This window comes from Halomonas halmophila (assembly GCF_006540005.1).
In the GTDB taxonomy this organism is placed as follows: Bacteria; Pseudomonadota; Gammaproteobacteria; order Pseudomonadales; family Halomonadaceae; genus Halomonas; species Halomonas halmophila.
On record NZ_BJOC01000013.1, the window covers coordinates 45,131 to 69,632 of the forward strand.

At 62.6% G+C, this 24,502-nt stretch carries 24 protein-coding genes; 13 read left to right on the plus strand and 11 right to left on the minus strand.

Features of this window, described 5'->3' with window-relative positions; all coding sequences use genetic code 11:
• Positions 1-12: 12 nt before the first annotated feature.
• Positions 13-843 carry a phenylalanine 4-monooxygenase gene (gene phhA / locus HHA01_RS04400; protein WP_141318137.1) on the minus strand — a complete coding sequence of 277 codons (831 nt, stop codon included), beginning with the start codon at positions 841-843 and terminating at the stop codon, positions 13-15.
• Between the two features lie 281 nt (positions 844-1,124).
• On the opposite strand from phhA, the gene HHA01_RS04405 reads away from it, so the two are divergent.
• Positions 1,125-2,690 (plus strand): sigma-54-dependent transcriptional regulator, encoded by a 1,566-nt coding sequence (locus HHA01_RS04405; protein WP_141318139.1) that lies wholly within the window; start codon positions 1,125-1,127, stop codon positions 2,688-2,690.
• Complete coding sequence (locus tag HHA01_RS04410) at positions 2,687-3,292, plus strand: hypothetical protein (protein ID WP_141318141.1); 606 nt, start codon at positions 2,687-2,689, stop codon at positions 3,290-3,292. The genes HHA01_RS04405 and HHA01_RS04410 overlap by 4 nt, the downstream gene beginning before the upstream one ends.
• Positions 3,293-3,298: 6 nt before the next feature.
• Here HHA01_RS04410 and HHA01_RS04415 read toward each other — a convergent pair whose 3' ends face one another.
• From HHA01_RS04415 to cfa, 3 genes are all read right to left on the minus strand, one after another.
• Entirely contained in the window at positions 3,299-4,204 is a 906-nt protein-coding gene (locus HHA01_RS04415; RefSeq protein WP_141318143.1) for a GGDEF domain-containing protein, read from the minus strand.
• A gap of 270 nt (positions 4,205-4,474) precedes the next feature.
• A complete protein-coding gene (locus tag HHA01_RS04420) occupies positions 4,475-4,759 on the minus strand; it encodes a class I SAM-dependent methyltransferase (RefSeq protein WP_373862936.1) in 285 nt (94 codons plus the stop codon).
• The gene (cfa, locus tag HHA01_RS04425; RefSeq protein ID WP_141318147.1) at positions 4,756-5,907 is read right to left on the minus strand and encodes a cyclopropane fatty acyl phospholipid synthase; all 1,152 of its coding nucleotides are present in this window, start codon (positions 5,905-5,907) and stop codon (positions 4,756-4,758) included. The genes HHA01_RS04420 and cfa overlap by 4 nt, the downstream gene beginning before the upstream one ends.
• A 169-nt stretch (positions 5,908-6,076) precedes the next feature.
• Here cfa and HHA01_RS04430 point away from each other — a divergent pair, with 169 nt between their 5' ends.
• From HHA01_RS04430 to HHA01_RS04450, 5 genes are all read left to right on the plus strand, one after another.
• Positions 6,077-6,385, plus strand: a complete 309-nt coding sequence (locus HHA01_RS04430) for an MTH1187 family thiamine-binding protein (protein WP_141318149.1) — start codon at positions 6,077-6,079, stop codon at positions 6,383-6,385.
• Between the two features lie 300 nt (positions 6,386-6,685).
• Positions 6,686-7,792, plus strand: coding sequence for a 4-hydroxyphenylpyruvate dioxygenase (gene hppD / locus HHA01_RS04435; protein WP_141318151.1), 1,107 nt, complete (start codon positions 6,686-6,688; stop codon positions 7,790-7,792).
• A gap of 216 nt (positions 7,793-8,008) precedes the next feature.
• Positions 8,009-9,469, plus strand: a complete 1,461-nt coding sequence (locus HHA01_RS04440; protein ID WP_141318153.1) for a sodium-dependent transporter — start codon at positions 8,009-8,011, stop codon at positions 9,467-9,469.
• 181 nt (positions 9,470-9,650) lie between these two features.
• Entirely contained in the window at positions 9,651-10,520 is an 870-nt protein-coding gene (gene cobA / locus HHA01_RS04445; RefSeq protein WP_141318155.1) for a uroporphyrinogen-III C-methyltransferase, read from the plus strand.
• A gap of 109 nt (positions 10,521-10,629) precedes the next feature.
• Positions 10,630-10,971: a septal ring lytic transglycosylase RlpA family protein gene (locus tag HHA01_RS04450; RefSeq protein ID WP_170214830.1), complete on the plus strand. Its 342-nt coding sequence runs from the start codon at positions 10,630-10,632 to the stop codon at positions 10,969-10,971.
• A gap of 123 nt (positions 10,972-11,094) precedes the next feature.
• Here the strand turns inward: HHA01_RS04450 and HHA01_RS04455 are convergent, their stop codons facing one another.
• From HHA01_RS04455 to HHA01_RS04470, 4 genes are read right to left on the minus strand one after another with little or no spacing between them, the layout of a single operon-like run.
• Complete coding sequence (locus HHA01_RS04455; protein ID WP_141318159.1) at positions 11,095-12,180, minus strand: ABC transporter substrate-binding protein; 1,086 nt, start codon at positions 12,178-12,180, stop codon at positions 11,095-11,097.
• Positions 12,177-13,562, minus strand: a complete 1,386-nt coding sequence (locus tag HHA01_RS04460) for a sensor histidine kinase (RefSeq protein ID WP_141318161.1) — start codon at positions 13,560-13,562, stop codon at positions 12,177-12,179. The genes HHA01_RS04455 and HHA01_RS04460 overlap by 4 nt, the downstream gene beginning before the upstream one ends.
• On the minus strand, positions 13,559-14,221 hold the full coding sequence (locus HHA01_RS04465; RefSeq protein WP_141318163.1) for a response regulator transcription factor: 663 nt from the start codon (positions 14,219-14,221) through the stop codon (positions 13,559-13,561). Before HHA01_RS04465 ends, HHA01_RS04460 begins: the two co-directional genes overlap by 4 nt.
• Positions 14,218-14,817 (minus strand): helix-turn-helix domain-containing protein, encoded by a 600-nt coding sequence (locus HHA01_RS04470; protein WP_141318165.1) that lies wholly within the window; start codon positions 14,815-14,817, stop codon positions 14,218-14,220. The genes HHA01_RS04465 and HHA01_RS04470 overlap by 4 nt, the downstream gene beginning before the upstream one ends.
• Before the next feature lie 201 nt (positions 14,818-15,018).
• Here HHA01_RS04470 and HHA01_RS04475 point away from each other — a divergent pair, with 201 nt between their 5' ends.
• Genes HHA01_RS04475 through HHA01_RS04485 form a run of 3 tightly spaced genes read left to right on the plus strand, consistent with a single transcriptional unit; the run spans position 15,019 to position 17,980 of the window.
• Positions 15,019-16,005 carry a Bug family tripartite tricarboxylate transporter substrate binding protein gene (locus HHA01_RS04475; protein ID WP_141318167.1) on the plus strand — a complete coding sequence of 329 codons (987 nt, stop codon included), beginning with the start codon at positions 15,019-15,021 and terminating at the stop codon, positions 16,003-16,005.
• Positions 16,005-16,457, plus strand: coding sequence for a tripartite tricarboxylate transporter TctB family protein (locus tag HHA01_RS04480; protein ID WP_141318169.1), 453 nt, complete (start codon positions 16,005-16,007; stop codon positions 16,455-16,457). The genes HHA01_RS04475 and HHA01_RS04480 overlap by 1 nt, the downstream gene beginning before the upstream one ends.
• Entirely contained in the window at positions 16,457-17,980 is a 1,524-nt protein-coding gene (locus HHA01_RS04485) for a tripartite tricarboxylate transporter permease (RefSeq protein ID WP_141318171.1), read from the plus strand. The genes HHA01_RS04480 and HHA01_RS04485 overlap by 1 nt, the downstream gene beginning before the upstream one ends.
• Positions 17,981-18,415: 435 nt before the next feature.
• Here HHA01_RS04485 and HHA01_RS04490 read toward each other — a convergent pair whose 3' ends face one another.
• Positions 18,416-19,345: a YihY/virulence factor BrkB family protein gene (locus tag HHA01_RS04490; protein WP_141318173.1), complete on the minus strand. Its 930-nt coding sequence runs from the start codon at positions 19,343-19,345 to the stop codon at positions 18,416-18,418.
• 207 nt (positions 19,346-19,552) lie between these two features.
• On the opposite strand from HHA01_RS04490, the gene HHA01_RS04495 reads away from it, so the two are divergent.
• The 3 genes from HHA01_RS04495 (at position 19,553) to dcd (ending at position 22,449) form a co-directional block, all read left to right on the plus strand.
• On the plus strand, positions 19,553-20,827 hold the full coding sequence (locus HHA01_RS04495) for a coiled-coil domain-containing protein (RefSeq protein WP_141318174.1): 1,275 nt from the start codon (positions 19,553-19,555) through the stop codon (positions 20,825-20,827).
• A gap of 161 nt (positions 20,828-20,988) precedes the next feature.
• Positions 20,989-21,789 (plus strand): iron-sulfur cluster carrier protein ApbC, encoded by an 801-nt coding sequence (apbC, locus tag HHA01_RS04500; protein ID WP_170214835.1) that lies wholly within the window; start codon positions 20,989-20,991, stop codon positions 21,787-21,789.
• Positions 21,790-21,882: 93 nt separating this feature from the next.
• Positions 21,883-22,449, plus strand: a complete 567-nt coding sequence (gene dcd / locus HHA01_RS04505; protein ID WP_141318178.1) for a dCTP deaminase — start codon at positions 21,883-21,885, stop codon at positions 22,447-22,449.
• A 206-nt stretch (positions 22,450-22,655) separates the two neighbouring features.
• Here the strand turns inward: dcd and purN are convergent, their stop codons facing one another.
• Both purN and purM read right to left on the minus strand, forming a co-directional pair.
• Positions 22,656-23,390 carry a phosphoribosylglycinamide formyltransferase gene (gene purN, locus HHA01_RS04510; RefSeq protein WP_141318180.1) on the minus strand — a complete coding sequence of 245 codons (735 nt, stop codon included), beginning with the start codon at positions 23,388-23,390 and terminating at the stop codon, positions 22,656-22,658.
• The gene (gene purM / locus HHA01_RS04515; protein ID WP_141318182.1) at positions 23,387-24,460 is read right to left on the minus strand and encodes a phosphoribosylformylglycinamidine cyclo-ligase; all 1,074 of its coding nucleotides are present in this window, start codon (positions 24,458-24,460) and stop codon (positions 23,387-23,389) included. Before purM ends, purN begins: the two co-directional genes overlap by 4 nt.
• Between the last annotated feature and the right edge of the window lie 42 nt (positions 24,461-24,502).

Here is a 24,502-nt window from a genome sequence, read left to right on the forward strand (position 1 = left end):
GCAGGCCCGGCTTCAGGCCGTGGTGGGCTCGGCGGAGGCGGGAGTGAAATGCGGGGCGTACAGGCCCAGTTCCATGGCCTGATGCACCAGGCCCATGATGTCTTCCCGGGCGAGCTGCTCCAGTGTGCCCAGGCCGTCCAGCACATAGTAGAGCGGCTGCAGAATATCGATGCGGTAGGGCGTCCGCAGGGCGTCGAGGGCATCGAAGTCGGCATGCAGCGGCGTGTCGGAGAGGGCATGGAGCGTTTCCCGGGGTGACGAGAGGATACCGCCGCCGTACAGGCGTCGCCCGGCGGGCGTATCGACCAGCCCGAACTCGACGGTCATCCAGTAAAGCCTGGCTAGATAGACGCGCTCCCGGGAGCTGGCCGCGAGACCCAGTCGTCCATAGGTGGCAGTGAACTCGGCGAAGGCCGGGTTGGTCAGCATCGGGCAATGACCGAAGACTTCATGGAAAATGTCCGGTTCCTTGAGATACTCCATTTCTTCCGGTGAGCGGATGAAGGTGGCCACCGGAAAGCGCCGCTCGGCTAGCAGCTCGAAGAAGGTGTCGAAGGGAATCAGGGCGGGTACCGCCGCGGTACGCCAGCCGGTGGTGGCGGTCAGCACGCGATCGATGTCGGCGAGTTGCGGCACACGGTCGCGGGGCAGGGCGAGGCGCTCCAGGCCTTCCAGGTATTCGCTGCAGGCGCGCGCTTCGACCAGGGGCAACTGGCGGTTCATGAGGCTGCGCCAGGTGGCATTCTCGCGCGATGACCAGTCGATCCGGCCGTCGTCATTCGGGGAATGAACGCGATACCCTGTCTTGCTGGTGGCAGCATCCGTGGTCGTCTCGGCTTTCATGACGGCTCCCGTTGTTGTGTTGTGATTTGCTCTGAGTCTAGGCCTCGGGAGCGGTCATGGTGGATCGAGGCGATGAATCCTTGAGCGGGATGTACGGCTCTTGTGTAAAGAATTCGTGACATCTGATTCTGTCGAGGCCGAGACAGGTCAGGATAAGCGCCATGTGCTGAATTGCCGTGGCGCCGCTGTCACGTTAGGTTGCCAGTTGAGGCATGCCGGCTTGACGATGACTGCGCCACTGCCGGCATCGATATCACTGTTCAGCGAGGGAAGAGCCCGGCATGCGCTTGAGATTTCACTGTCAGAATCGTATCGGCATCCTGCGCGATATCGTCGCGCACTTTGCCGATTATGGCCTGAACGTGGCGCATGGCGAGGTGGGCGGTGACCATGGCAATGCTATCTACCTGCATGTACCGAACCTGCTCAATGCCCAGTTCACCACCCTGCGCCCAGAACTGGAGAAGGTCCCCGGGGTGTTCGGGGTGCGCCGGGTGAGTCTGTTGCCCAGCGAGCGACGCCACCTGGAACTGGATGCGCTACTGTCGTCCCTGAGCGACCCGGTGATGTCCATCGACATGGAAGGTCACCTGGTGGCGGCCAACCGGGCGGCGGGGCAGTTGCTGGGCGTCCGGGTCGATGAAGTGCCGGGCCTGTCGCTGGATCGCTACCTTCCGGACCTCGACCTGCCGGGCCTGATTCGACGCAACAATGCCCGGGTCAATGGCTTGCGGCTGCAGCTGCATGACGCCACCTATCTGGCCGATATCGAGCCCCTGCACCGCGAACACCTGGAGGATGTCGCCTCCCTGGCAGGCGCCGTGGTGACCCTGCATCGCGCCGACCGCATCGGCGAACGCATCTATCAGGTACAGCGTCAGGCATCACCGGGATTCGAATCGCTGTTTCAGGCCAGCCCCCGGCTCGAAGTGCTGATGCGCGAAGCACGACGCATGGCGCCGCTGGATGCGCCCTTGTTGATTCAGGGAGAAACCGGCACCGGCAAGGAACTGCTGGCGCGTGCCTGTCATCTGGCAGGCGCGCGCGGCCAGTCGCCCTTCATGGCACTGAATTGTGCCGGCCTGCCGGAATCCATGGCCGAGACCGAGCTCTTCGGTTATGCGCCGGGCGCCTTCGAAGGGGCGCGTCCCGAGGGCAAGCTCGGGCTGCTGGAGTTGACCTCGGGCGGCACCATCTTTCTCGACGAGGTCGGCGAAACCAGCCCACGCATGCAGGTCAAGCTGTTGCGCTTTCTGCAGGACGGCGGATTCCGCCGCGTGGGCAGTGACGAGGAAACCTATCTGGATGTCCGCATCATCTGCGCCACCCAGCAGGACCTGCCGAGCCTGTGCCGTGAAGGGCGCTTTCGCGAGGACCTGTATCACCGTCTGAATGTGCTGACATTGAGCGTGCCCCCCTTGCGTGACTGCCTGGACGGCATGGAAACGCTGGCCGAGCAGTGCATCGATCGTGCCGCCAGGCAGATCGGCTGTGCGTTGCCGCACCTGTCGCCGGCGGCGCTGGCCCGACTGCGTGGCTACCATTGGCCGGGCAATGTGCGCCAGCTGGAAAACGTGCTGTTCCAGGCCGTGTCGCTTTGCGAGGGAGGCGTCATCGAGCCCGAGCAGTTGCGCATGCCGGATGTGGGCCAGGCAGCGCGCCTTGCCGGCATCGACCTGGATGGCTCGCTGGCCGACATCCTCGGGGAGGTCGAGCGACAGGTTCTGAATCGTCTCTACCCCGAGAATCCGTCGAGCCGTCAACTGGCCAGGCGCCTCGGGGTCTCGCATACGACCATTGCCAACAAGCTCAAGCGCCATGGCATCGATGGCGGGGATTCACCATGAAGTATCCTGAGCGGCGTCGCTTGCCGTTGTGGCTGAAGCTCGCCTTCACCCTGTGGATCCTGTTCTGGGCACCTGCGGTCGCTATCCAGGTGGGGGTCCAGAATTATCTCTGGATGTGCAATCTGGCCAATTTTCTGTTGCTGATAGGGCTGTGGTCGGAGAGCCGCCTGCTGGTCTCCATGCAGTGGCTGGCGACGGCCCTTGTGGGCAGCCTCTGGGCGCTGGATGCCGGCACGGCCTGGCTCAGTGGCTGGCATCCGATCGGTGGGACCGAGTACATGTTCGATGCCGCCACACCACTGGGTGTCAGGCTGTTATCGCTCTATCACTTGATTCTCCCGCTGGTGGCCGGGGTCGGCATCGCGCGCCTCGGGTATCAGCCACGGGCCCTGTTCTGGCAGACAGGTGTCACCTGGCTGGCAGTGCCTGCGGCCTATCTGTTGACCGACCCTGTGCGCAACGTCAACTGGGTTCAGGGGCCCTTCGGGAACGTACAGACCTGGTTCGAACCCGTTGTCTATGTTGGCGTGCTGATGCTGGTCTGGCCGCTGTTGCTGTATCTGCCGGTGCACCTGCTGACGACTCGCAAGCTTGCGGGTTAGACGACGTCAGCGGCTGGCGACGACCTGATTGCGTCCTTGATGCTTGGCGGCATAGAGGTTGCTGTCGGCGCGTTCCAGCAATCTGTTGCGATCCTCCCCGACGCGGTGTTCGGCAATCCCCATGCTGACCGTGATCTTGCCATCCTCCAGCGCGAAGTCATGGGCGGCGATGCGTTCTCTGAGCCGCTCGGCCAGGTTCTCGGCATTGCCGCGAGCGGTAAGCGGCAGGACCAGAGCGAACTCTTCTCCGCCCAGCCGGCCCAGAAAGTCCTCGCGGCGCAGCAGGTCACGAATGTAATGGGCGAGATTGATCAGCACGTCATCGCCCTTGAGGTGTCCCCAGCTGTCATTGATGTGCTTGAAATGGTCTAGATCGAGGATGACCAGCGACAGCGGCAACGCATGTCGATTGCTGAGCGAGATTTCCTCGTCGAGGCGCTGCAGCAGCTTGCGTCGGTTGGCCAGTCCCGTCAGCGAGTCGGTATCAGAGAGCAAGCGCAGGCGCTCTTCCTCGGCGACCTGTTCACTGATGTCGAGCATGATGCCGTGCCACAAGGTGCCCGACTCGACCTCTTCGGGCTGTGCGCGCACGGCGATCCAGCGATCATGGCCCTCCCGGGTGCTGAGTCGGAATTTGCCCATCAGCGGTGTCTGCCATCGGGCAGAGCGCTCGATGGACGCCATCCAGCGGGGATAATCGGTCTCGTCCAACTGCTCGAAGGCAAGGGACGCGTCTCCGGCCAGCCGCTCCGGCGCCACGCCCAGCAGCCGTCTGCCACTACCAACGAGATAGGGGAAATGCATGTGGCCCCCGGGGCTGCGGTGCAGCTGGAAGAGCAGGCCGGGCAGTTGTTCGGCCAGGGTCTTCAGGGGCTGCAACGTATGGTCAGGCATGACATCGTCGACCGGCATGCGCTCATCCTTTTGTTCCGTCTGCGTTCGAGTTCGTTGTTGGTTATACCCAGGCCAGTTCCTTGTGCGGGTAGTTATTTATTTAATGCCTGTCATTAGGCGCGACATCATACCTCGGGCCCATGTTCCAGACATCCGGCAAACGTTGTAGGAAATTGACTACAAGCACGCTGGCTTCGTGGATCGGTCGGCTCTTTCGGTGGCTTCGGGACTGGTCAGGTCGCTCGAATATCGAGCGGGAGCGGGTGGGCTTTCGGAGCGACTCTTACATCAGATATTAGCAAAGTGTCGTAAATGTCGCGTCAATTCTGTACAGGACCTTGATGACTTGCCTGTCAGGCGACGCGAGTAGACGACCTGCCTCAGCGGCAGGTCGCGGGCTCGAAAGGCACCGGCATAGACCGAGAGGTAGTAGCGGAACATGTGTCGGGTGCATTCGTTGTAGCGGTCCGCGATTTCAGGCCAGTGGGTGCCGAAATTGGTCAGCCAGGCCATCAGGGTCTTGTCGTAGTCGGGACCGGGGTTACGTGAGTGCCAATCCTCCCGGCGACTCAGCGGGGCGCATCATAGCGGCGATCACGTTGGCGCGAGTAGACGACCTGCCACAGCTGCAGGTCGCGGGCTCGAAAGGCACCGGCACAGACCGAGAGGTAGTAGCGGAACATGCGTCGGGTGCGTTCGTTGTAGCGGTCCGCGATTTCCGGCCAGTGGGTGTCGAAATTGGTCAGCCAGGCCATCAGGGTCTTGTCGTAGTCAGGACCAAAGTTCTGCCAGTCCTCCATCAGCAGCCTTCTCTCGCTGGCATCGGCGATATGCTTGATCGCCGGCAATACGCCGTTGGGAAATATATAGCGATGAATCCAAGGGTCGGCACTGATCTCGGAAGTGTTGGAGCCGATGGTGTGCAGGACGAAGAGGCCATCATCGGCCAGCAGTTGCTGCACCGTATCGAAATAGGTCGCATAGTTGCGGTGCCCGACGTGCTCGAACATGCCGATGGAGACGATGCGATCGAAGGTGCCCTCGAGGTCACGATAATCCTCAAGCAGGATTTCGACCGGCAGCCCGGCACAACGCCGGCGTGCCAGCTCGGACTGTTCCTGCGAGATGGTAATGCCCGTCACCTCGACGCCATAGTGGCGCGCGGCATGTTCGGCGAAACTGCCCCAGCCACAGCCGATATCCAGGACCCGCATGCCGGGTTCCAGCTGCAGCTTGCGACAGGCGAGGTCCAGCTTGGCCACTTGAGCCTGGTGCAGGCTATCGGCATCTTTCCAGTAGCCGCAGGAGTAGCACATGGTGTCATCGAGCATGCGCTCGAAGAGGTCATTGCCCAGATCATAGTGGGCCTTGCCGACAATGTAGGCCCTGGCGCGACTCTGCAGGTTCATGACGCCTGCCTGAAGGCGGTACTTGAGGCGGTCGGCGCGTGTCTTGGCATGCGCGCCGAGCCCCTGACGCAGCAGCAGATGGGCCATCTCGTCGATACGATCGCACTCCCACCAGCCATCCATGTAGGACTCACCCAGCCCCAGGGTGCCGTGGCGCAGGACGCGCGAGAAGAAGCCTGGATGATAGACGCGAAGATCATGGGGCGCGTTACCATTCAGGGTGACACCTGAGCCCTGCAGCAGTTGCTCGACAGTGTGTCGGGCGCGGGTATCGGGGAGTTCGACGGGGCCAAGTTTTGGCTGGCTGGTCATGAATGTCCTCCTGATCCTTGTAAAGCGACAGGGGGTGTACGGGTCGGGTGACGACGATTACCCGCGATGAAGGCATGGCCGACCGCGTTACGCTATCAATACGAGCATAGTGCATGCCATGCCTCATCTGTTAGCCCGCTCATCCAAGCCTTGATTCGGAGATACTGGAATGCATGTGATCATTGATATCTGCGTAGTTCCCATTGGCGTCGGCGTGTCGGTGTCACCTCATGTAGCGGCCTGTCAGAAAGTGATTGGCGAGGCCGGGCTTGAACATCGTCTGCATGCCTACGGTACCAATGTGGAGGGTCCCTGGGATGAGGTCATGGCCGTGGTCAAGCGTTGTCACGAGGTCGTACATGACATGGGGGCGCCTCGCATCACGACGACGATGAAGATTAGCACGCGAACAGATCGTGTGCAGCATCTGGATGAAAAGGTCGCAAGTGTGACGGCCCGGACGCCTGAGCGGGACTGAGTGGGGCGGTGGGTTGCATTTCCAGGGCCTGGCCATGGCGTGGCGTCAGGGGGATGTGACGCCTTGTAAGGAATTCTTTACGCATGGCGGCGCTGAATCGGGCGCTGCGCGGGGCCGTCACGCAGGCCTTACGGCCAGACCCGAAAGGCGGCCTGGTGGGGCGCTCGAAAGCCGGAGTAGACGGCTGCCAGGGCCGCCCGGATGACTCTAGTCTTGAGGGCATCGAAGGGGGAGGCCAGCGCATTTCACGCGAAGTGCGGGTGGTCTCCTGGAAGGAACTGTCACTCTGGAGGAATCATCATGAACGCACCTGCCACCACTCCGCGCACCATCAGCGCCGAGAACCCCATCGGGACCGACGGCTTCGAGTTCGTCGAGTATACCGCTCCCACTCAGGAAGGCATTGACGCTCTGCGGGCGCTCTTCCTGGCCATGGGCTTCAGTGAGACGCGGCGTCACCGTTCCAAGGCCGTGACACTCTTTCAGCAGGCGGATATCAATTTCGTGCTCAATGCCGAGCCGAACAGCCATGCGGCGGCCTTTGCCGCCACCCACGGCCCATCCGCCTGTGCCATGGCCTGGCGTGTGGCCGATGCGCGGCAGGCCATGGAGCAGGCCCAAAGTGCCGGTGCCAGGGCCGTCGAAACCTCGGTCGGACCGGGGGAGGTGGGCATCCCGGCCGTCGAGGGCATCGGTGGCTCGCTGCTGTATTTCGTCGACCAGAGCCGGGATGATCAGGGGCGCAGCATCTATGACATCGACTTCGAGCCGATACCCGGTGCCGGTGCCGATGATAATGCGGTTGGCCTCGAGGTACTCGATCACCTGACCCACAATGTCGACCGCGGCCAGATGGACGTCTGGGCGGGCTTCTATACTCGCCTGGCCAATTTCCGCGAGAATCGTTACTTCGATATCGAAGGCAAGAAGACCGGCCTGCATTCGCGTGCCATGACGGCGCCCTGCGGCAGGATGCACATTCCGATCAATGAGTCGGCCGATGACACCTCGCAGATCGCCGAATTCCTGCGCGACTACAACGGCGAGGGCATTCAGCACCTGGCCATGGCCACCAACGATATCTATGCCACGGTACGCGCCCTCAAGGCCAACGGCATCAGCTTCATGACCACACCGGCGACCTACTACGAAAAGGTCGATCAGCGCGTGCCCAACCATCAGGAAGATCTCGAGGCGCTGCGCGAGCTGAACCTGCTGGTCGATGGCGGACCGGACCAGGGAGTGCTGTTGCAGATCTTCACGAATACCGTGATCGGCCCGATCTTCTTCGAGATCATACAGCGCAAGGGCAACGATGGTTTCGGGGAAGGCAACTTCAAGGCACTGTTCGAGTCCATCGAGGAAGACCAGATTCGCCGCGGTGTACTGGGTGCCGATGACGCCTGAGGGGCAAGCCTCTCGAAAACGGCAGTGGGGGTGGGCAGCCGGGCCATACACCGCCTGACCGACCTGCAGGCAGGTGCCTGGCGCCGGATCGACAGGCATCCGGGGTCAGGCCGTTGCCTCACTGCCCAATCACGACAAAATCCGTCACAATATGGCGCTTCTCGCTGCCATGTCGCGTGATGGGCGACAACAAGATTTCCGTGATTCTGGTGCAACATGACAAAGACTGATCGACCTCGTGCCCAGTGGCTAGGCCGCTGGGGCTTCGTGCTGGCGGCAACCGGCTCAGCGGCTGGCCTCGGCAATGTCTGGAAATTTCCTTACATGACCGGTGAATACGGTGGTGCGGCCTTCGTGCTGGTCTACCTGGTGTGCATACTCTCGGTCGGCGTGCCGGTGATGATGACCGAAATCGCGCTCGGCAGGCGTGGCCGGGGTAGCCCCATCGATGCCATCCGCCGCATGGCCAGCGAGTCGGGACGCTCCCCGGCCTGGTCGTTGCTGGGCTGGATGGCCATGCTGTGCGGCTTCTTGATTCTCAGCTTCTATGTAGTCGTGGCCGGCTGGTCGTTCGCCTATCTGTGGAAGATGCTGAGTGGTGGTCTGGCCGCCTCCAGTGTCGATGATATGGCGGCCATCTTCGCGGCCAACAATGCCAATCCCTGGAGCCTGGGGGCGTGGAGCAGCCTGGTGACCCTGGCGACCATGCTGATCGTCGGCAAGGGGGTGCAGTCCGGTATCGAAAGGAGTGTCAGCTGGATGATGCCGGGCATGGTCATCATGTTGATGATCATGATCGGTTATGGCGCCTTCTCCGGTGGTTTCAGCGAGGCGCTGGCTTTCCTGTTCGCCTTCAATGCCGGCAGCCTGTCCAGTGAAGGCATGCTGGCGGCCATGGGACACGCCTTCTTCACACTCTCGCTGGCCTCCGGGGCCATCCTGACCTACGGCAGCTATTTGCCACGCGAGGTTTCCATCGCTCGCACTACCCTGACCGTGGCGGTAGCCGATACCCTGGTGGCCCTGATGGCCGGGTTGGCGATCTTCCCGGTGATCTTCGCCAACGGCATGGAACCCGGCAGTGGCCCGGGTCTGATTTTCATGAGCCTGCCGCTGGCCTTCCAGGCCATGCCGCTGGGTACCCTGTTCGGTACCCTCTTCTTCGTGATGCTTTCCATGGCCGCGCTGACGTCTTCGATCTCGATGGTCGAGGCCACGGTGTCCTGGCTCACCGACAACAAGGGCCTCAGTCGTCGGGCGGCCGCCTGGGGCACGGGGATCGTGCTGTGGTTCATCAGTACCCTGGCCATGCTGTCATTCAATGTGGGAGCAGAGTGGACGCTGCTCGGCAAGCACTTCTTTGACTGGCTGGACTTCCTGACATCGCGCCTGATGATGCCCCTGGGCGGACTCGGCATGGCCTTGATGGCCGGCTTCGTGCTCAGTAGCGAAGCGCTGCGGGAAGAGCTGGGGCTGTCACCGCTGGCGCATGGACTCTGGCTGTTCATGGTCCGCTATGTCAGTCCGCTGGGCATATTGGTGATCTTTGTCGATGCCCTGGGCTGGCTCGATATCGACTTTGCCGCTCAATGGCCCTGGTTGCTGCTGGCCCTGGCGGTCATGGCGGTAATCGGCGAGTTGACGCGTCCTGGCTTGAGGCGCGCTCTGTCCTGTTGAACGGTTCTGTCCCTCCTGCCTGGCTATGTATCGCCCCGCTCAGCGGGGCGATGCTGTGTGGGGCAAGGCTGTGTGGGGCTAGGCGCTGGTTATATGCTTGCGCTCAGACGTTAGTAGCGTTACTGCCTTTTTTTCATTACGTTACGGCATATTAATCACTCGATTCCAGGTGTCAGGGAATATGGCAGCTAACTCTTCAGCGTGCCCGCCGGCGGCGACCTCTCCTCCGATAACGGCGTTCGAGCCGGGGCGGGTGTGCCTGGTCGGAGCGGGGCCGGGCGATCCGGAGCTGCTGACGATCAAGGCGCTGCGCCGTCTGCAGCAGGCCGAAGTCATCCTGCATGATCGCCTGGTCAGCGACGCCATCCTGGCGCTTGCCAACCCGGACGCTCAGCGCCTGTATGTGGGCAAGCAACGCTCGCGGCACAGCGTGCCCCAGGGGGAAATCAATCAGGCCCTGGTGGAGTGGGCACAGGCCGGCAAGCGGGTGGTGCGTCTCAAGGGGGGGGATCCCTTCATCTTCGGGCGTGGTGGAGAAGAGCTGGAAACTCTGGTCGGTGCCGGCGTACTGGTCGAGGTCGTGCCCGGCATCACGGCTGCTTCGGGGTGTGCTGCCTATGCCGGCATTCCCCTGACCCACCGGGATCACGCGCAGTCGGTGCGCTTCATCACCGGCCATCTGCGCGACGGTGGCTGTGAGCTCGATTGGCCGACGCTGGCGCAACCCGGCCAGACCCTGGTGTTCTACATGGGGCTTGGCAGCCTGGCGATCATCGGGGAACGTCTGCAGGCCCATGGACTGGCCGCCCGAACACCGCTGGCGCTGATCGAGCAGGGTACGACGCGCCGCCAGCGGGTACACCTGGGAACGCTGGGCGATTTGCCTTCGGGCGGCGAGGTGGATAAAATCTGTCCACCGACATTGATCATCGTCGGAGATGTGGTGACGTTGCATGACGCTCTGAATTGGTTCGACTCGACACGAGCCAGTGCAGATGGGTGGTTGCAGGGAAAGCACCCAACGCCGTCTGACGCGTCTCGAGGCGCCTGACCCGCGCGAAGGGCAGGGCGTACAAGCCGTTGTGAGGTGACGAATGGGATTTTCTTGCAGGACCAGGGGCGTTGGGCCCCCGGGCTTTATCCGCCAGGGTGTCATGGCCATGGTGCTGGTGATGCTATCCGGCTGCGCCAGTGAGTCGCAGGCCAATAGCCCGATCCAGAAGGGCGTGGCTTCCTACTACGCAGATCGTTTTCAGGGCCAGACGACGGCCAGTGGTGTACCCTTCGATCAAACGGATCTGACCGCTGCGCACAAGTCGCTGCCTTTCGGTACCCGTGTGCTGGTGACGCGCCGCGATACCGGTCGCCAGGTCGAGGTGCTGATCAATGACCGTGGCCCCTATGTCGATGGGCGTATTATCGATCTGTCCAAGCGCGCTGCCCGTGAATTGGGCATGCTGGGACGTGGTGTCGCCCCGGTCGAACTGACCTACGCACGCTGAACTCGTCGCACGCCCGGTGTCACGCCGGGCCCTGGTACTCACCCCTCTGTCTATTATCCCTCGCGCTATTACATATCACCCTCACTCCTCACTCCTCACTCCTCACTCCTCACTCCTCACCACTCACTCATTACTCCCTGACACCGCTTCTCGGGATTGGCTGTCGTCGCGCTTGAACTCGCGTTGCCAGCGGCTCAACAGGGCCTGTCGCTTGAGTTCGTCCAGGGTGGCCAGCAGGCCGGGGCCGATGGTCAGTGGCCGCAGGGCATCACCATGCGTCGTGCGCCAGGCCGCCGCCGTACCGGGGCCGCTAAGGTCCGGGTGGATGGCACCGAGAGAGGTTTCCCCGGCAATCACCGCCTGCCCCCGTCGGCTGATCAGGTAATCGAGAAAGCGCCGGGCATTGTCCGGGTGCGGCGCCTGGCGAGGCATGAAGGCCAGGCGCTGGATCACCAGGGTATAGTCATCGGGGATAATCATCTCGAGATCGGGGTTTGCCGCGACGAACTGCCGGGCATAACTGCCCAGGAGGTTGTAGCCGATCCAGTAGCGTCCCTCGGCAAGCCCGTCCAGCATCTCGCCGGTGGTGGCGGCAAGAGAGGTTTCGACATCGCCCAGGGCCGCCACCAGATCCCAGTAACGTGGCGAGAGCCGGGACTCCTCGATGGCGTAGGTATAGCCTGCCCCGCTGAGGCGGGGATCATAGGTCACCACCCGGCCTGTCAGAGGTTCCCGCTGCTGCCGTAGCAGCGCCAGCAGTTCGGCATGGTTGTCGGGGCGGGAGTAGCGCTCCAGCAGCTCGCGGTGCACGACCATGACGATGGGCTCGAAGGTGAAGGCGAATAGCTCCTGTCGCCACCTGGCCCATGCCGGCCATTGTTGTGCTGACGGTGTCTTCAGTGGTTGAGCATAACCATCGTTGGCAAGACGGTATTGCCAGGGCATGGCGGAGGAAATCACCACGTCGGCCTCATCTGGTGCGGCCAGGAAGTCGCGGTATAGCGGCAGCGTATCGCGATTGCGGTAGTCCACCTCAAGGGTGGGGTGTTGCTGCCGGAAGTCTGCCAGCAGGGGGCGCATGTACGGTTTGTCCAGGGCGCCATGGATGATCAGCGTCGATGCCTGCTGATGTGTGTCGCCCGGGGGCGGGTCGGCATCGGCGATCAGTGACAGGCCGCCGAGCATCAGGATAGCCAGGCCTCGTCTCATGCCGGATCTCCTTCGGGGAATGTCAGGGTTACGCGCAGCCCCTGGCCTGCCTTGCCGTCGGCAAGGCCCAGACGGGCGCCATGACTGCGCGCGATGCCGTCGACGATGGTCAGCCCCAGGCCGGAGCCGTCAGGATCCTCGCTGTGCCGGTGGAAGGGGCGCAGCATCAGAAGCTGCTTGGTCGCCGGAATGCCGGGCCCATCATCTTCCACTTCCAGCTGGGGAGGTGCCGCGCTGACGCGCACCGTTATGCGAGTGGCACCGTAGCGGCGACTGTTGTCGACAAGATTGGTCACGGCCTCTTCCAACTGCCAGTCCAGTCCGCTCACCATTACCTGGGTCGCCGGCAACTCGGCCCCCAGGTCGATGGCCTGACGATGACAGTCACTCCAGTAGCGCTTCACCAGGCGTCTGGCCAGGTCGCCGAGGTCGAGCGTCGCGAGCTCCGGCTGGTACTCCGGGTTGTCGAGGCGGGTCAGGGACAATAGCTGCATGGCCAGGCGAGACGTTCTGGCACTGGTCTCGTGCATGGCACTCAAGGCCTGATGCCATTGCGCCGGGTCATCCTGTCGTAGCGCCAGTTCGGCACGTGCCGAGAGCCCCGCCAAGGGGGTGCGCAACTGATGTGAGGCGTCGCCGATGAAGCGCTCCTGGTTGGCGCGCACCCGGCGCATGCGGGCGAGCAGTTCATTGAGCGTTTCGCGAAGTTCGGCCAGTTCGCGGGGCAATGGCAGTTCGAGGGGAGACAGGGTGCGCGGGTCTCGGGCGCGGATGGCACGGCGCAGGCGGGTCAGCGGCGCCAGGGCGCTGCGAATGGCGATGAACAGCGTAATGGCAGCCAACAGTGCCATGCCGAAGATGTACATCAGGTTGCCGCGGAGCAGCTGTTCGGCGAGTTGCTGGCGACCTTCGCGCGTATGGGCCACGCGTATCTCGAAGCGTTCGCGCTGGCGCCAGTCCTCGATATGGGTGCGCCGCACGCCCAGGCGCAGGGCCAGGTCATGCCAGCGAATGTCCTGATAGAAGAGCGCATCGGTGGTGTCGCGATTCTCCGCGACAGGTGCGTCGACGCCGGGCAGGTCGGCATTGCCGGTTACAAAGTGGCCCCGGTCGTCGTAGATGGCGTAGAAGACCCGCTCCTCGGCGTCCGTTGCCAGCATTTCCAGGGCGGCCGGGGGCAAGTCGAGCCACAGGCGGCCATCCTGCCACTGAACCTGTTCGGCGATCGCCAGGGTCGAGGCTTCCAGCAAGCGGTCGAAGGCCCGGTCGGCAGTCTGACGCGCATCCAGCCAGGCCTGGAACAGCATCAGGCCCCCCAGCGCCACCATGGGCAGCATCAGCCACGACAGCAGGCGGCGGTAGAGGCTATCCCGACGAATCACTCGGCCTCCAGCAGGTATCCAATACCGCGCACGGTGCGCAGTGCGATACCGACGTCGCTGAGCCGTTTGCGCAGTCGGTGGATATAGACCTCGATGGCATTATCGCCCATGGCGGCTCCCTGAAAGGCTTCTTCGGTCAATTGTGCCTTGTCGACCGGTTCGCCGGCATGACGCATCAGGCAGGCCAGCAGGCGCTGTTCCCGTGGTGGCAGCGCAAGCGGCTGGTCGTTCAGGCTGAAGGCCTGGGACAGGCTATCGAACTGCAGGGGCCCGACCTGGAGAACTTGACGCCGCTCGCGTCGCCGTAGCAGCGCTCGCATGCGAGCTTCCAGTTCATCCAGCGCGAAAGGCTTGGCCAGATAGTCGTCGGCCCCCAGGTCCAGTCCGCGTACCCGGTCTTCCACGGCGCCGCGGGCGGTCAGAATCAACACCGGCGTATCCCGGTCATGCTGTCGCAGAGCTTCGAGAACCGCCAGCCCGCTGCAGCCGGGAAGATTGAGGTCCAGCAGGATCAGGGCATGCCCATGGCGCGGCGTGTCCAGTGCCTGGTGCGCCGCCGTGCCGTCGGTCAGATGCTGGACGCAGTGGCCCTCGAGTTCCAGCGCATCGACGAGGGTCTCGGCCAGCAGGTGATCGTCCTCTACCAGCAGCACTGTCATGTTGTCATCTCCTCGCTCGGTCGGAGCGTTGCCAGCGCCTTGTCCAGGCACCGCCCCGCCCGGGATGGCGTGAGTCGGCTGGCCGGTCCCGACAGGGTCAGCCAATGCAGTGGTGTCGCGGCGGGCGTTTCGAGGGCGCGATACCCCATGGTGCCCCCCGGCAAGGCTGGACGGGGATCCTCGGTGGATGCCGAGGTCCAACGCTGGCCGGGGCGCAGCTCATGACGCAGGGCATTGTCGGGCAGAGCCACCAGACGGCACTCGACGCAACCGGCCTGGACTTCCAGTAAGGCCGCAGTTTCGCCGGTTTCACTGGCCATCCGGTCGAGCAGGGGTTGCAGGCGCGTGGCAAGCCATTGAGAGGGGGCATGGCGGCGCGCCAGGCGCGACGGGCTGCCGCCCAATCGCCAGCGGCTGTCATCGCCTCGCTGGACATAGTCGTGTCGTTCCAGAGAGCCCAGCAGACGCAGCAGGGTGCTCTTGTAGTAGCCGGTGGCCTGGGCGAGCTCGGCCAGTGTGAAGTGCTCCTGAGACGAGTCGAAGGCCTCGAGAATCCTCAGGGCGCGTTCGACGGCTTCCACACGATCCTGTGCCATGCCGGGGCTCCGTGTCTGGTGAGGTGACGTTGGTCCTGGAGGTTAAACTTTGGTCGCAATTTCTCTCGGCAGCGTTGACCTGAAGCGGCGCTACGCCTAGCTTTCTATCCTAAGGAACGTTGTTCTGCCTTACAGAATTGTAAGCCAGCCGTCAGCGTTCTTCAAGCGAACTTCATTTCACGACTCAAGGGGACAACAATAATGTCCATCAAGACGCCTCTCACGATTGTTGCAGTTGCTACCCTGTCGGTGAGTGCCGGCTCTGCCATGGCCTTCGAGCCCGAAGGCAAGGTGGAATGCCTGGCACCCGCCGATCCGGGCGGCGGCTGGGACTTCACCTGTCGCAGTGTAGGCAATGTCCTGGAAGAGCTGGGCCTGGTACCGGGCAGCGTTCAGACCATCAACATGGCCGGAGCCGGTGGCGGTGTGGCGTATGCTCACACCGTCAGCAAGCGCGCCGGGGATGAGGAACTCCTGGTGGCCGCTTCCACTGCCACCACTACGCGACTGGCTCAGGGACAATTTCCGGGCATGAATGCCGATATGGTCAACTGGATCGGTGCCCTGGGTGCCGACTACGGTGTCATCGGTGTGGCCGAGGATTCCGAATACGATGACCTGCCCGAGCTGATGAGTGCTCTCGAGGAAGACCCGAGCAGCGTCAAGTTCGCCGGTGGCAGCGCCAAGGGTGGCTGGGACCATCTCAAGGTATTGATCGCTGCCCAGGCGGCAGGCGTGGATAATCTGCCGAAAATCCCATATCTGTCCTATAACAATGGCGGTGAGGCCATGACACAGGTGGTCGGCGGGCATGTCGACGCTTTCACCGGGGACATCAGTGAAGCACAGGGCTTCATGGAATCCGGGGATTTGCGTGTGCTGGCCATTCTGTCCGAAGAGCGCCTGCCGGGCGAATACAGCGACATTCCCACCGCCAAGGAACAGGGAATCGATGCTGTCGGCCCCAACTGGCGAGGCTTCTACATGCCGGCGGATATCTCCGACGAGGCCAAGGCCTACTGGACGGATGCCATGGATACCATCTATGCCAGCGAAGAGTGGAAATCCGTCATGAAGCAGAACGGATTGATGCCGTTCCACATGAGTGCCGGTGAATTCGAGGACTTCGTCAAGAACCAGATCGACGACATCGAAAAACTCTCCAAGGATATCGGGCTGATCAAGTAATGACCTTCAACGACCGTATCTGCGGTATTCTGCTGATCGTCCTGGCCGTCGCGTACGGCTGGGGCGCCAGCCAGTTTCCCGTACCATTCGGGGGGTCCGAGGCTGTCGGGCCCGAGACCTTTCCCTATCTGCTGTCGGCAGTGCTCGTGCTCAGCAGTCTTTACATGATCGTGCGGCCCGACCCTGACAATGCCTGGCCCTGGAGCCGCACCGGTGTCGAGCTGATCATCGCCGTGGTGGTCCTGTTGCTGTATACCGCACTGCTGCAGCCGCTCGGCTTCATCATCAGCACCACCCTGGCCGTGGGCACCCTCTGCTGGCGCATGGGCGCCACGCTGGCCAAGGCCTACATGACCGGCGCCGCGGCCGGTGTAGTGGTGTTCCTGGTATTCAATTACGCACTGGGTCTGGCGTTGCCGCTGGGTGTACTTTCCTTCCTGGAGGCTGGCTGATGGAAACCCTGGGATATTTGATGGATGGTTTTGCGGTTGCCCTGGCACCGCATAACCTGATGTTCGCCCTGCTGGGGGCATTTCTGGGTACCCTGATTGGTGCCTTGCCGGGGCTGGGCCCGGCCAATGGCGTGGCCATTCTGATTCCTTTGGCCTTTACCCTTGGCCTACAGCCGGAAACCGCTCTGATCATGCTGACCTCAGTTTATGCCGGGGCCATGTATGGTGGACGCATTTCCTCGATTCTGCTCAACATCCCCGGTGACGAGCCGGCGATGATGACCTGCCTGGATGGCTATCCCATGGCGCAGAAGGGCAAGGCCGCCGAGGCCCTGGCGATTTCGGCCGTGGCGTCCTTCATGGGCAGTCTGATTGCCACCATCGGCTTGATTCTGCTGGCGCCGTTACTGGCGGATTTTGCCCTGACGTTCGGTCCAGCAGAATATTTCGCGCTTTTCCTGCTGGCTTTTGCCACCCTGGGGGGCATCACCGGCAAGAACCCCATGAAGACCGTGGTGGCGGCCTGTATCGGCTTGATGATCGCGACCGTGGGCATCGATACCACCGGCGTGCAACGCTATACCTTCGGTGTGCTGGAGCTTTATGAAGGCGTCGACTTCATCATCGCTATCGTTGGCCTGTTTGCCATCTCCGAGCTGCTGTTCTTCATCGAGGACAAGGCGGGTGGCGGCAAGGAAAAGATGTCCGTCAACAAGTTGACTCTGTCCTTCAAGGACTTGCGCGCGATCATGCCGTCCAGCATTCGTGGCGGCATCCTGGGCTTTATTGCCGGGGTTCTGCCGGGGGCAGGGGCGTCGCTGGGCAGCTTTATCGGCTATACACTGGAAAAGAAGGTCGTCGGCAAGAAGGGCTACTTCGGTCAAGGTGATCCGCGCGGTGTGGCCGGTCCCGAGGCCGGCAACAATGGTGCGTCCAGCGGTGCACTGGTGCCCATGCTGACGCTTGGTGTCCCGGGGAGTGGTACCACCGCCGTGCTGCTGGCGCTATTGATCTCGTTGAATATCACCCCCGGGCCGCTGATGTTCACGCAGAATGCCGATATCGTCTGGGGCGTGATCGCGGCCCTGCTGATCGGCAACTTCCTGCTGCTGGTGCTGAACATCCCGCTGGTGGGCATCTTCGTCAAGCTGCTCTCGGTACCGCCGATGTATCTGCTGCCGATCGTCACCATGATCGCCTTCGTGGGTATCTACTCGATCTCCAACACCGCCTTCGATCTCTACTTCATGGTGGCCTTCGGGGTGGCCGGGTACCTGTTGCGCAAGCTGGAGATACCCTTGGTGCCGGTCATACTCGGCCTGTTGCTGGGGCCAGAGATGGAGAAGAATCTGCGCCATGCCATGACCCTGTCCGAGGGCGACTGGAGCATCCTGTGGAGCAGCGGCCTGGCCATCGGTCTGTGGGTCTTCGCCGGCCTGGGGCTGATTCTGCCGTACATCGTCGGCCCCATACTGCGTCGACGCATGAAGGTAGAGACGGCCGATGCAGGTACCGATGATTAAGCCCTGACGGGTCAGCTGGCTGAAAAGGAACAAGGCGCCGCTCAAACCGGCGCCTTTTCGTTGTGCGCTTTGTCTGAAAACTGACTACCCGCGCCCATTCGGCGTTGAAAATCGACTCGAAATACTCATTTACACGACGCAAACTCCAGTTCGTCGGCTTTGCCTTGCCTCAGGGAAACGCTGAATAAAATGCCGAGTATAGTGAAGCGCAAGGCCCCGGAGCACAGAAAGCGATACATAACAGATAGTTAGGCGAGATTTCGACCGGGCTGGCGCACCAGCACCGCGCACAAATTCGCCAGGAGCGAATTTGAACCTTCTTTCGACGGGCCCGCAGGGTAGCCGCCAAGGATTGCGGCTATAACGCAGCGATTTGAATGCGCAGGCATTTAGGCAGTGTTTCCTCAGCAGTCTCGTCGACTTTCAGACTAAAGCTTAGTTTACGCGAGTCACGGCCTGATGACGCGAGTCGACATGCCAGGGCAGGCCGAGCCGGGTGTTGCGTTCCAGCTCGGCAATCACCTGGGCACCGAGCAGCAGGATGATGGCGCCGACCTCGAGGATCAGCAGGATGACGATCAGGGTCGCCAGGGAGCCATAGACGGCGTTGACGAACGACAGGTTGGTGAAATAGAAGACCAGCAGCAGGCGCGCGCCTTCCCACATCAAGGCGGCCACAAAGCCGCCGATCAGGGCGCGATGAATGGCAATGCGCACCACCGGAAGCACCTTGTAGATGGCACTGAACAGCAGGAATACGCCGATGAAGCTGGTCAGGTTGAGCATCGAGCCGGACAGCCCCGCCAGCGGAAGCTCGCGGCCCAGCAGTGCCATCCAGACGGTATTGACGGTATTGGCCAGGCTGACCATCAGCGTCAGACTCAACAGGGCGGCGCCGAGCACCAGCATGAAGGCATAGGGCATTAGCACCGAGACCCAGACCGAACGGCCGGCATGGGTGTCCGAGGCATGAAAGATGATCGCCAGGGCGTCCTCGAGCATGCGAAAGGCGAAGGAACTGAAGACCAGCAGTACGGGAATGCCGAGCACACCGATGGCATCTCGAGAATCCAGCAGGGAACGCACGGCATCCAGGACCACCTCGGCATAGGCCGGGGTGAGGTGGCGTACCTGAATGGCCAGCACACCCATGAGCTGTTGTTCATCGACCACACCGGCCAGCAGCACGACCAGCAAAGCAAACAACGGCACGATCGACAACAGTACATTGTAGCCGACGCCACCCGCCAGCAGGATCCCGCGGTTGCCCAGGAAGGCGGTCAGCACGCGCCAGGCAAAGCGGGCCCCACGATGCAGGAGCACGCCGGGACGGTGCCTGTCTTTTACTGTTGAAGCCTTTGTCATGGCCGTATCCGCCGGGAGTCTGCGAGTATGATACGCTGTTCCTCGCAATACCCGTCAATTGCTGGGTACTCCGCGGCGTGTCTGGGTTGGTATTGGCGAAAGGTTGAGCAACGGGCAAGTCGGGGTGTATATGTTGATAGGATCCATGCTGTAGGGTTCAGGACTTGACCCTGCCACACACATCGACCCATAACGGGGAGAAAGCCGATGTCAGATAGTTCCATGCGAGAGCTTTTTCAGGACAACCGCGTCAAGGCCATTTCTGCAGTGGCAGTGGTCGGCGTGGTCTGGGCGGTGTTTGCCCAGTCCAGTGCCAGCTCCAGTGATGAGGCGCTGCAGGCGATGCAGTCCCGGCTCGAGTCTGTGCAGTCCAAGAATCAGACGCTGCAGAATCAGGTGGCTGAACAGGCAGCGGCCAAGGACAAAGTCGAAGCGCTCAAGGTCCGCACCCAAGAACTCGAGCAGCAGCGCCAGGCCGCTCAGACAGAGCTCGACAAGGTGACATCCCAGGTGAAGCAAGCACGGGCTAAGCTGGAAGAAGCCAACGCTGCTCTGGAGCCGGTTCAGGCCAAGGTCAATGAGGCCGAGAAGAAGCTGGAAGAGCGCCAGGCATCCCTGGCCAGCGTGCAACAGGAACTCGACAAGGCCAAGCAGGCTCGTGATGAAGCCCAGGCGGCTCGTGACGAGGCCGTGGCAGCGCGCCAGCAGGCCGAAGAGAAGAAGGCTGGTCTCAGCAAACAGATAGCCGAGCTGGAGCAGCAGCATAAAGAGTTAAGCACTACGATTGAGCGTCTCACCGCAGAGCGCAAGCAGCTTCAAGCGCAGCGTGATGAGGCCAGTCAGGCACTCGAAAGCGTCAAGGGCGACCTGCAAGCTGGCCGCGAAGAACTGGCAAATCTGAAAGACAAGGTCGATACCCGTAGTCAGCAACTGGCCAGCCTGAAAAGCGATCTGGCCGCATGGCGGGACAGGCTCTCTGACCTCGGTAGTGATGACCAGTCCGGCGGTGATGCCGCGGCGTCTTCCAGCGAGTCCGATGCGGCTGAGCAGAGCGACACCCAGTCCGGCGGTGATGCCGCGGCGTCTTCCAGCGAGTCCGATGCGGCCGAGCAGAGCGACACCCAGTCCGGCAGTGATGCCGCGGCGTCTTCCAGCGAGTCCGATGCGGCCGAGCAGGGCGACACCCAGTCCGGCGGTGATGCCGCGGCGTCTTCCAGCGAGTCCGATGCGGGCGAGCAGGGCGACAGCCAATCCGGCAGTGATGACTCGGCGTCTTCCAGCGAGTCCGATGCGGGTGAGCAGGGCGATAGCCAGTCCGGCAGTGATGCCTCGGCGTCTTCCAGCGAGTCCAGCGCGGGCGAGCAGGGCGATAGCCAGTCCGGCAGTGATGCCTCGGCGTCTTCCAGCGAGCCCGATGCGGCGCCATCCGAAGACGAGGCCTCGACTCGCAACCGCGAACAGGAATCGGCTCAGGAAGTCTGACGTCGGGTCCCGAGGCGGCTCGAGGGGCGCGCTCATGGCGCGCCCTTCGTCGTTTTCAGGCATCCCGCAAGATTGCATGCCGCCTTCTGGTGGCAGGTATACTGGTCGATGTTCCGGCCCTTGCAGGGGCCGGCCCCAAGCATTGAAAGGAGCGAGTCGTGATCGAAGGGGTCAAGCATATTGTTGCCGTGGCATCCGGCAAGGGGGGCGTCGGTAAGTCCACCGTGACCGCCAACCTGGCACTGGCCATGGCGGCCGAAGGCTATCGTGTGGGCGTGCTGGACGCCGATATCCATGGGCCCAGCCAGGCTCGCATGCTGGGGGTTGCCGATGATGCGCGGCCCGAGACGGCCGGTGAAAAACGCCTCAAGCCACTGCAGGCCCACGGGCTGCAGACGATGTCCATGGCCTTCATGGTGGATATTCGTGAACCCACGGTGTGGCGTGGGCCCATGGTTGCCGGGGCCTTTCAGCAGCTGCTGACGCAGACCGTCTGGGATGATCTCGATGTCCTCTTCATCGACATGCCGCCCGGTACCGGCGATGTTCAGCTGACGCTGGCGCAGAAGGTACCGGTAGATGGTGCCGTGATCGTCACCACGCCACAGGACATTGCCCTGCTGGATGCGCGCAAGGGCATCGAGATGTTCCGCAAGGTCAATGTGCCGTCTTTCGGTGTGGTCGAGAACATGAGCCTGCATGTCTGCACCCAATGCGGGCACAGCGAGCCGATTTTCGGCGAAGGAGGTGGGGAGAAGATCGCCCAGGAATATGACACCCGCCTGCTGGGCCGCTTGCCGCTGACCCTGGGCATTCGCGAACAGGCGGATGGCGGCAATCCCACCGTGGTAGCCGAGCCCGATGGTGAGGTGACGCATACCTTCCGCGACATGGCGCGCCAGGTGGCCGAGCAGCTCGGCAAGCCGGTGGATGATGGCCCGGAGATCTCGTTCAGCGAGTGAAGGTCGTGACGGCGGGCGCCGCGACGGCTATCATGTGCGGCGCCCGGCCGTGAGCGGCCGGGACCTTCACCCTTTACCCGGCAGGACCTTCCCATGAGCATCAAATCAGACCACTGGATACGCCGCATGGCCGCAAGCGACGGCATGATCGAGCCCTTCGAAGCCGATCAGGTGCGTTATGTGAACGACCAGCGGGTGATCTCATACGGAACATCCAGTTACGGGTATGACGTGCGCTGTTCCGATGAATTCAAGGTGTTCACCAACATCCACTCGGCGGTCGTCGACCCCAAGGGCTTCGATGAAAAAAGCTTCGTCGACGTCAAGGGGGATGTCTGCGTGATCCCGCCCAATTCCTTCGCTCTGGCGCGGACCATCGAGTACTTTCGGATCCCGCGCAGCGTGCTGACCATCTGCCTGGGCAAGTCGACCTATGCCCGCTGCGGTATCATCGTCAATGTGACCCCGCTCGAACCCGAGTGGGAAGGCCATGTGACCCTGGAGTTCTCCAACACCACCAACCTCCCGGCGAAGATCTACGCCAATGAAGGCGTGGCGCAGATGCTCTTCCTGGAATCCGACGAGGTCTGCTCGACCTCCTACAAGGACCGCGGCGGCAAGTACATGGGGCAACGCGGCGTGACACTGCCGAGGACCTGATACCGGCCCGGCCTTCGGCCGGGAGCTATAAGCTTGAAGAGCGCGGCTGGCGTCGCCTGGAGAGCGAAGAACGGCGCTGCGAGCGTTCCAGGAATGAAGAGGGAAGAACGGCGCTGCGCGCCTTGAAGAGGGAAGAAAACCCTGACACCACTGTGGTCGGTCGTAAGCTTCCTTCTTCATTCTTCATTCTTCATTCTTCCTTCTTCCTAGAGTCCTTCGTCCAACTCCTCGGCGGCGTCTTCGTGGGAGAGTCGCATGCCGGTGGGGGGCAGACTGATGCCGTCCATGGTGATGTGGTCGCCGGTCAGTTGCAGGCGGCCTTCCAGGAACCAGTTGACGGCGATCGGCAGGATCAGGTGTTCGCGAGCCTGTACCTTGTCCTTGAGGTTTTCCAGGCCATCGTCGGCGTCGACGCGGACCGCGGCTTGCAGGGCGACCGGCCCGCCGTCCAGTTCCTCGGTGACGAAATGGACGCTGCAGCCATGTTCGCTCACGCCGTCCTCGAGTGCCCGGGCATGGGTATGCAGGCCCTGATAAGCCGGCAGCAGCGACGGATGGATGTTGAGCATCCGGCCCAGGAAGCGCTGTACGAAGCGTGGTGTCAGAATGCGCATGAAGCCGGCCAGCACGACCAGGTCGGGTTCATGGCGTTCGATGACCTTGATCAGCGCGCCGTCGAAGGTCTCGCGACTCTCGTATTCGCGATGCGGCAGGGCGACCGCATCGATGCCGGCATCGCGGGCGCGCTTGAGGCCCTGGGCATCCGCCTGGTTGGAGACCACGGCGACGATCTCACCGCCCAGGCGGTCATGTTCCTGGGCTTCGATCAAGGCCTGCAGGTTGCTGCCGGTACCGGAAATCAGCACCACGATACGCCGCGCGTCGGCGGGCTCGGGGGTGAAGTCCTGGAGCGTGTCGCTCGGGTAGTCGGTGTCGCTCATTCGTTCAGGTTCTCCAGCTGGACTACTTCGTCGTCCTCGCCACGCGCCACGATCTGGCCGATGCGGTGTACCGTCTCGCCCTGGGCCTGGAGGTGGGCGCGCGCCTGGTCGGCACGTTCGGCGGGGACGGCCAGGACCATGCCGATGCCGCAGTTGAGGACTCGATGCATCTCGTGTTCGTCGACGTTGCCGTGTTGCTTGAGCCAGTCGAACACCGCGGGACGTTGCCAGCTGCTGGTGTCGATGCGTGCTGCAGCACCCTCGGGGAGCACGCGCGGCAGGTTTTCCAGCAGGCCGCCGCCGGTGATGTGCGACAGGGCATGGACCGGGATATCGGTCTCCTTGAGCAGCGACAGCAGCGGCTTGACGTAGATGCGGGTCGGTGCCATCAGGGCATCGCCCAGGGCGCGTCCGTCGAGCGCGGTATCCAGCGAGGTCGCGTTGAGTTCGAGGATCTTGCGGATCAGCGAATAGCCGTTGGAGTGTGGCCCCGAGGACGTCATGCCGAGCAGTACGTCGCCTTCGCCGACAGCCTGGCCGTCGAGGATGGCGTCCTTTTCTACGACGCCGACGCAGAAGCCGGCCAGGTCATAGTCGTTGCCGGCATACATGCCCGGCATCTCGGCGGTTTCGCCACCGACCAGGGCGCAGCCAGCCTGCTCGCAGCCCTGACCGATGCCGGTGACCACGTCGGCGGCGATGTCGACATTCAACTGACCCGTGGCATAGTAGTCGAGGAACAGCAGGGGTTCGGCACCGGCGACCACCAGGTCATTGACGCACATGGCCACCAGGTCGATGCCGATGGTGTCGTGACGCCCCAGGTCCATGGCCAGGCGCAGCTTGGTGCCGACGCCATCGGTGCCGGTGACCAGCACCGGCTCGCGATACCCGCTCGGCAGCTGGCAGAGGGCGCCGAAGCCGCCCAGTCCGCCCATGACTTCGGGACGCGTGGTGCGTTTGGCGACGCCCTTGATGCGGTCGACCAGGGCATTGCCGGCGTCGATGTCGACGCCGGCATCCTTGTAGCTGAGCGATGCGCCGTGCGGGCGCTGGGTGGAATCGGTCATGACCTGTCCTGTTATGAACATTGCTGTCGAAGGGCGCGACCC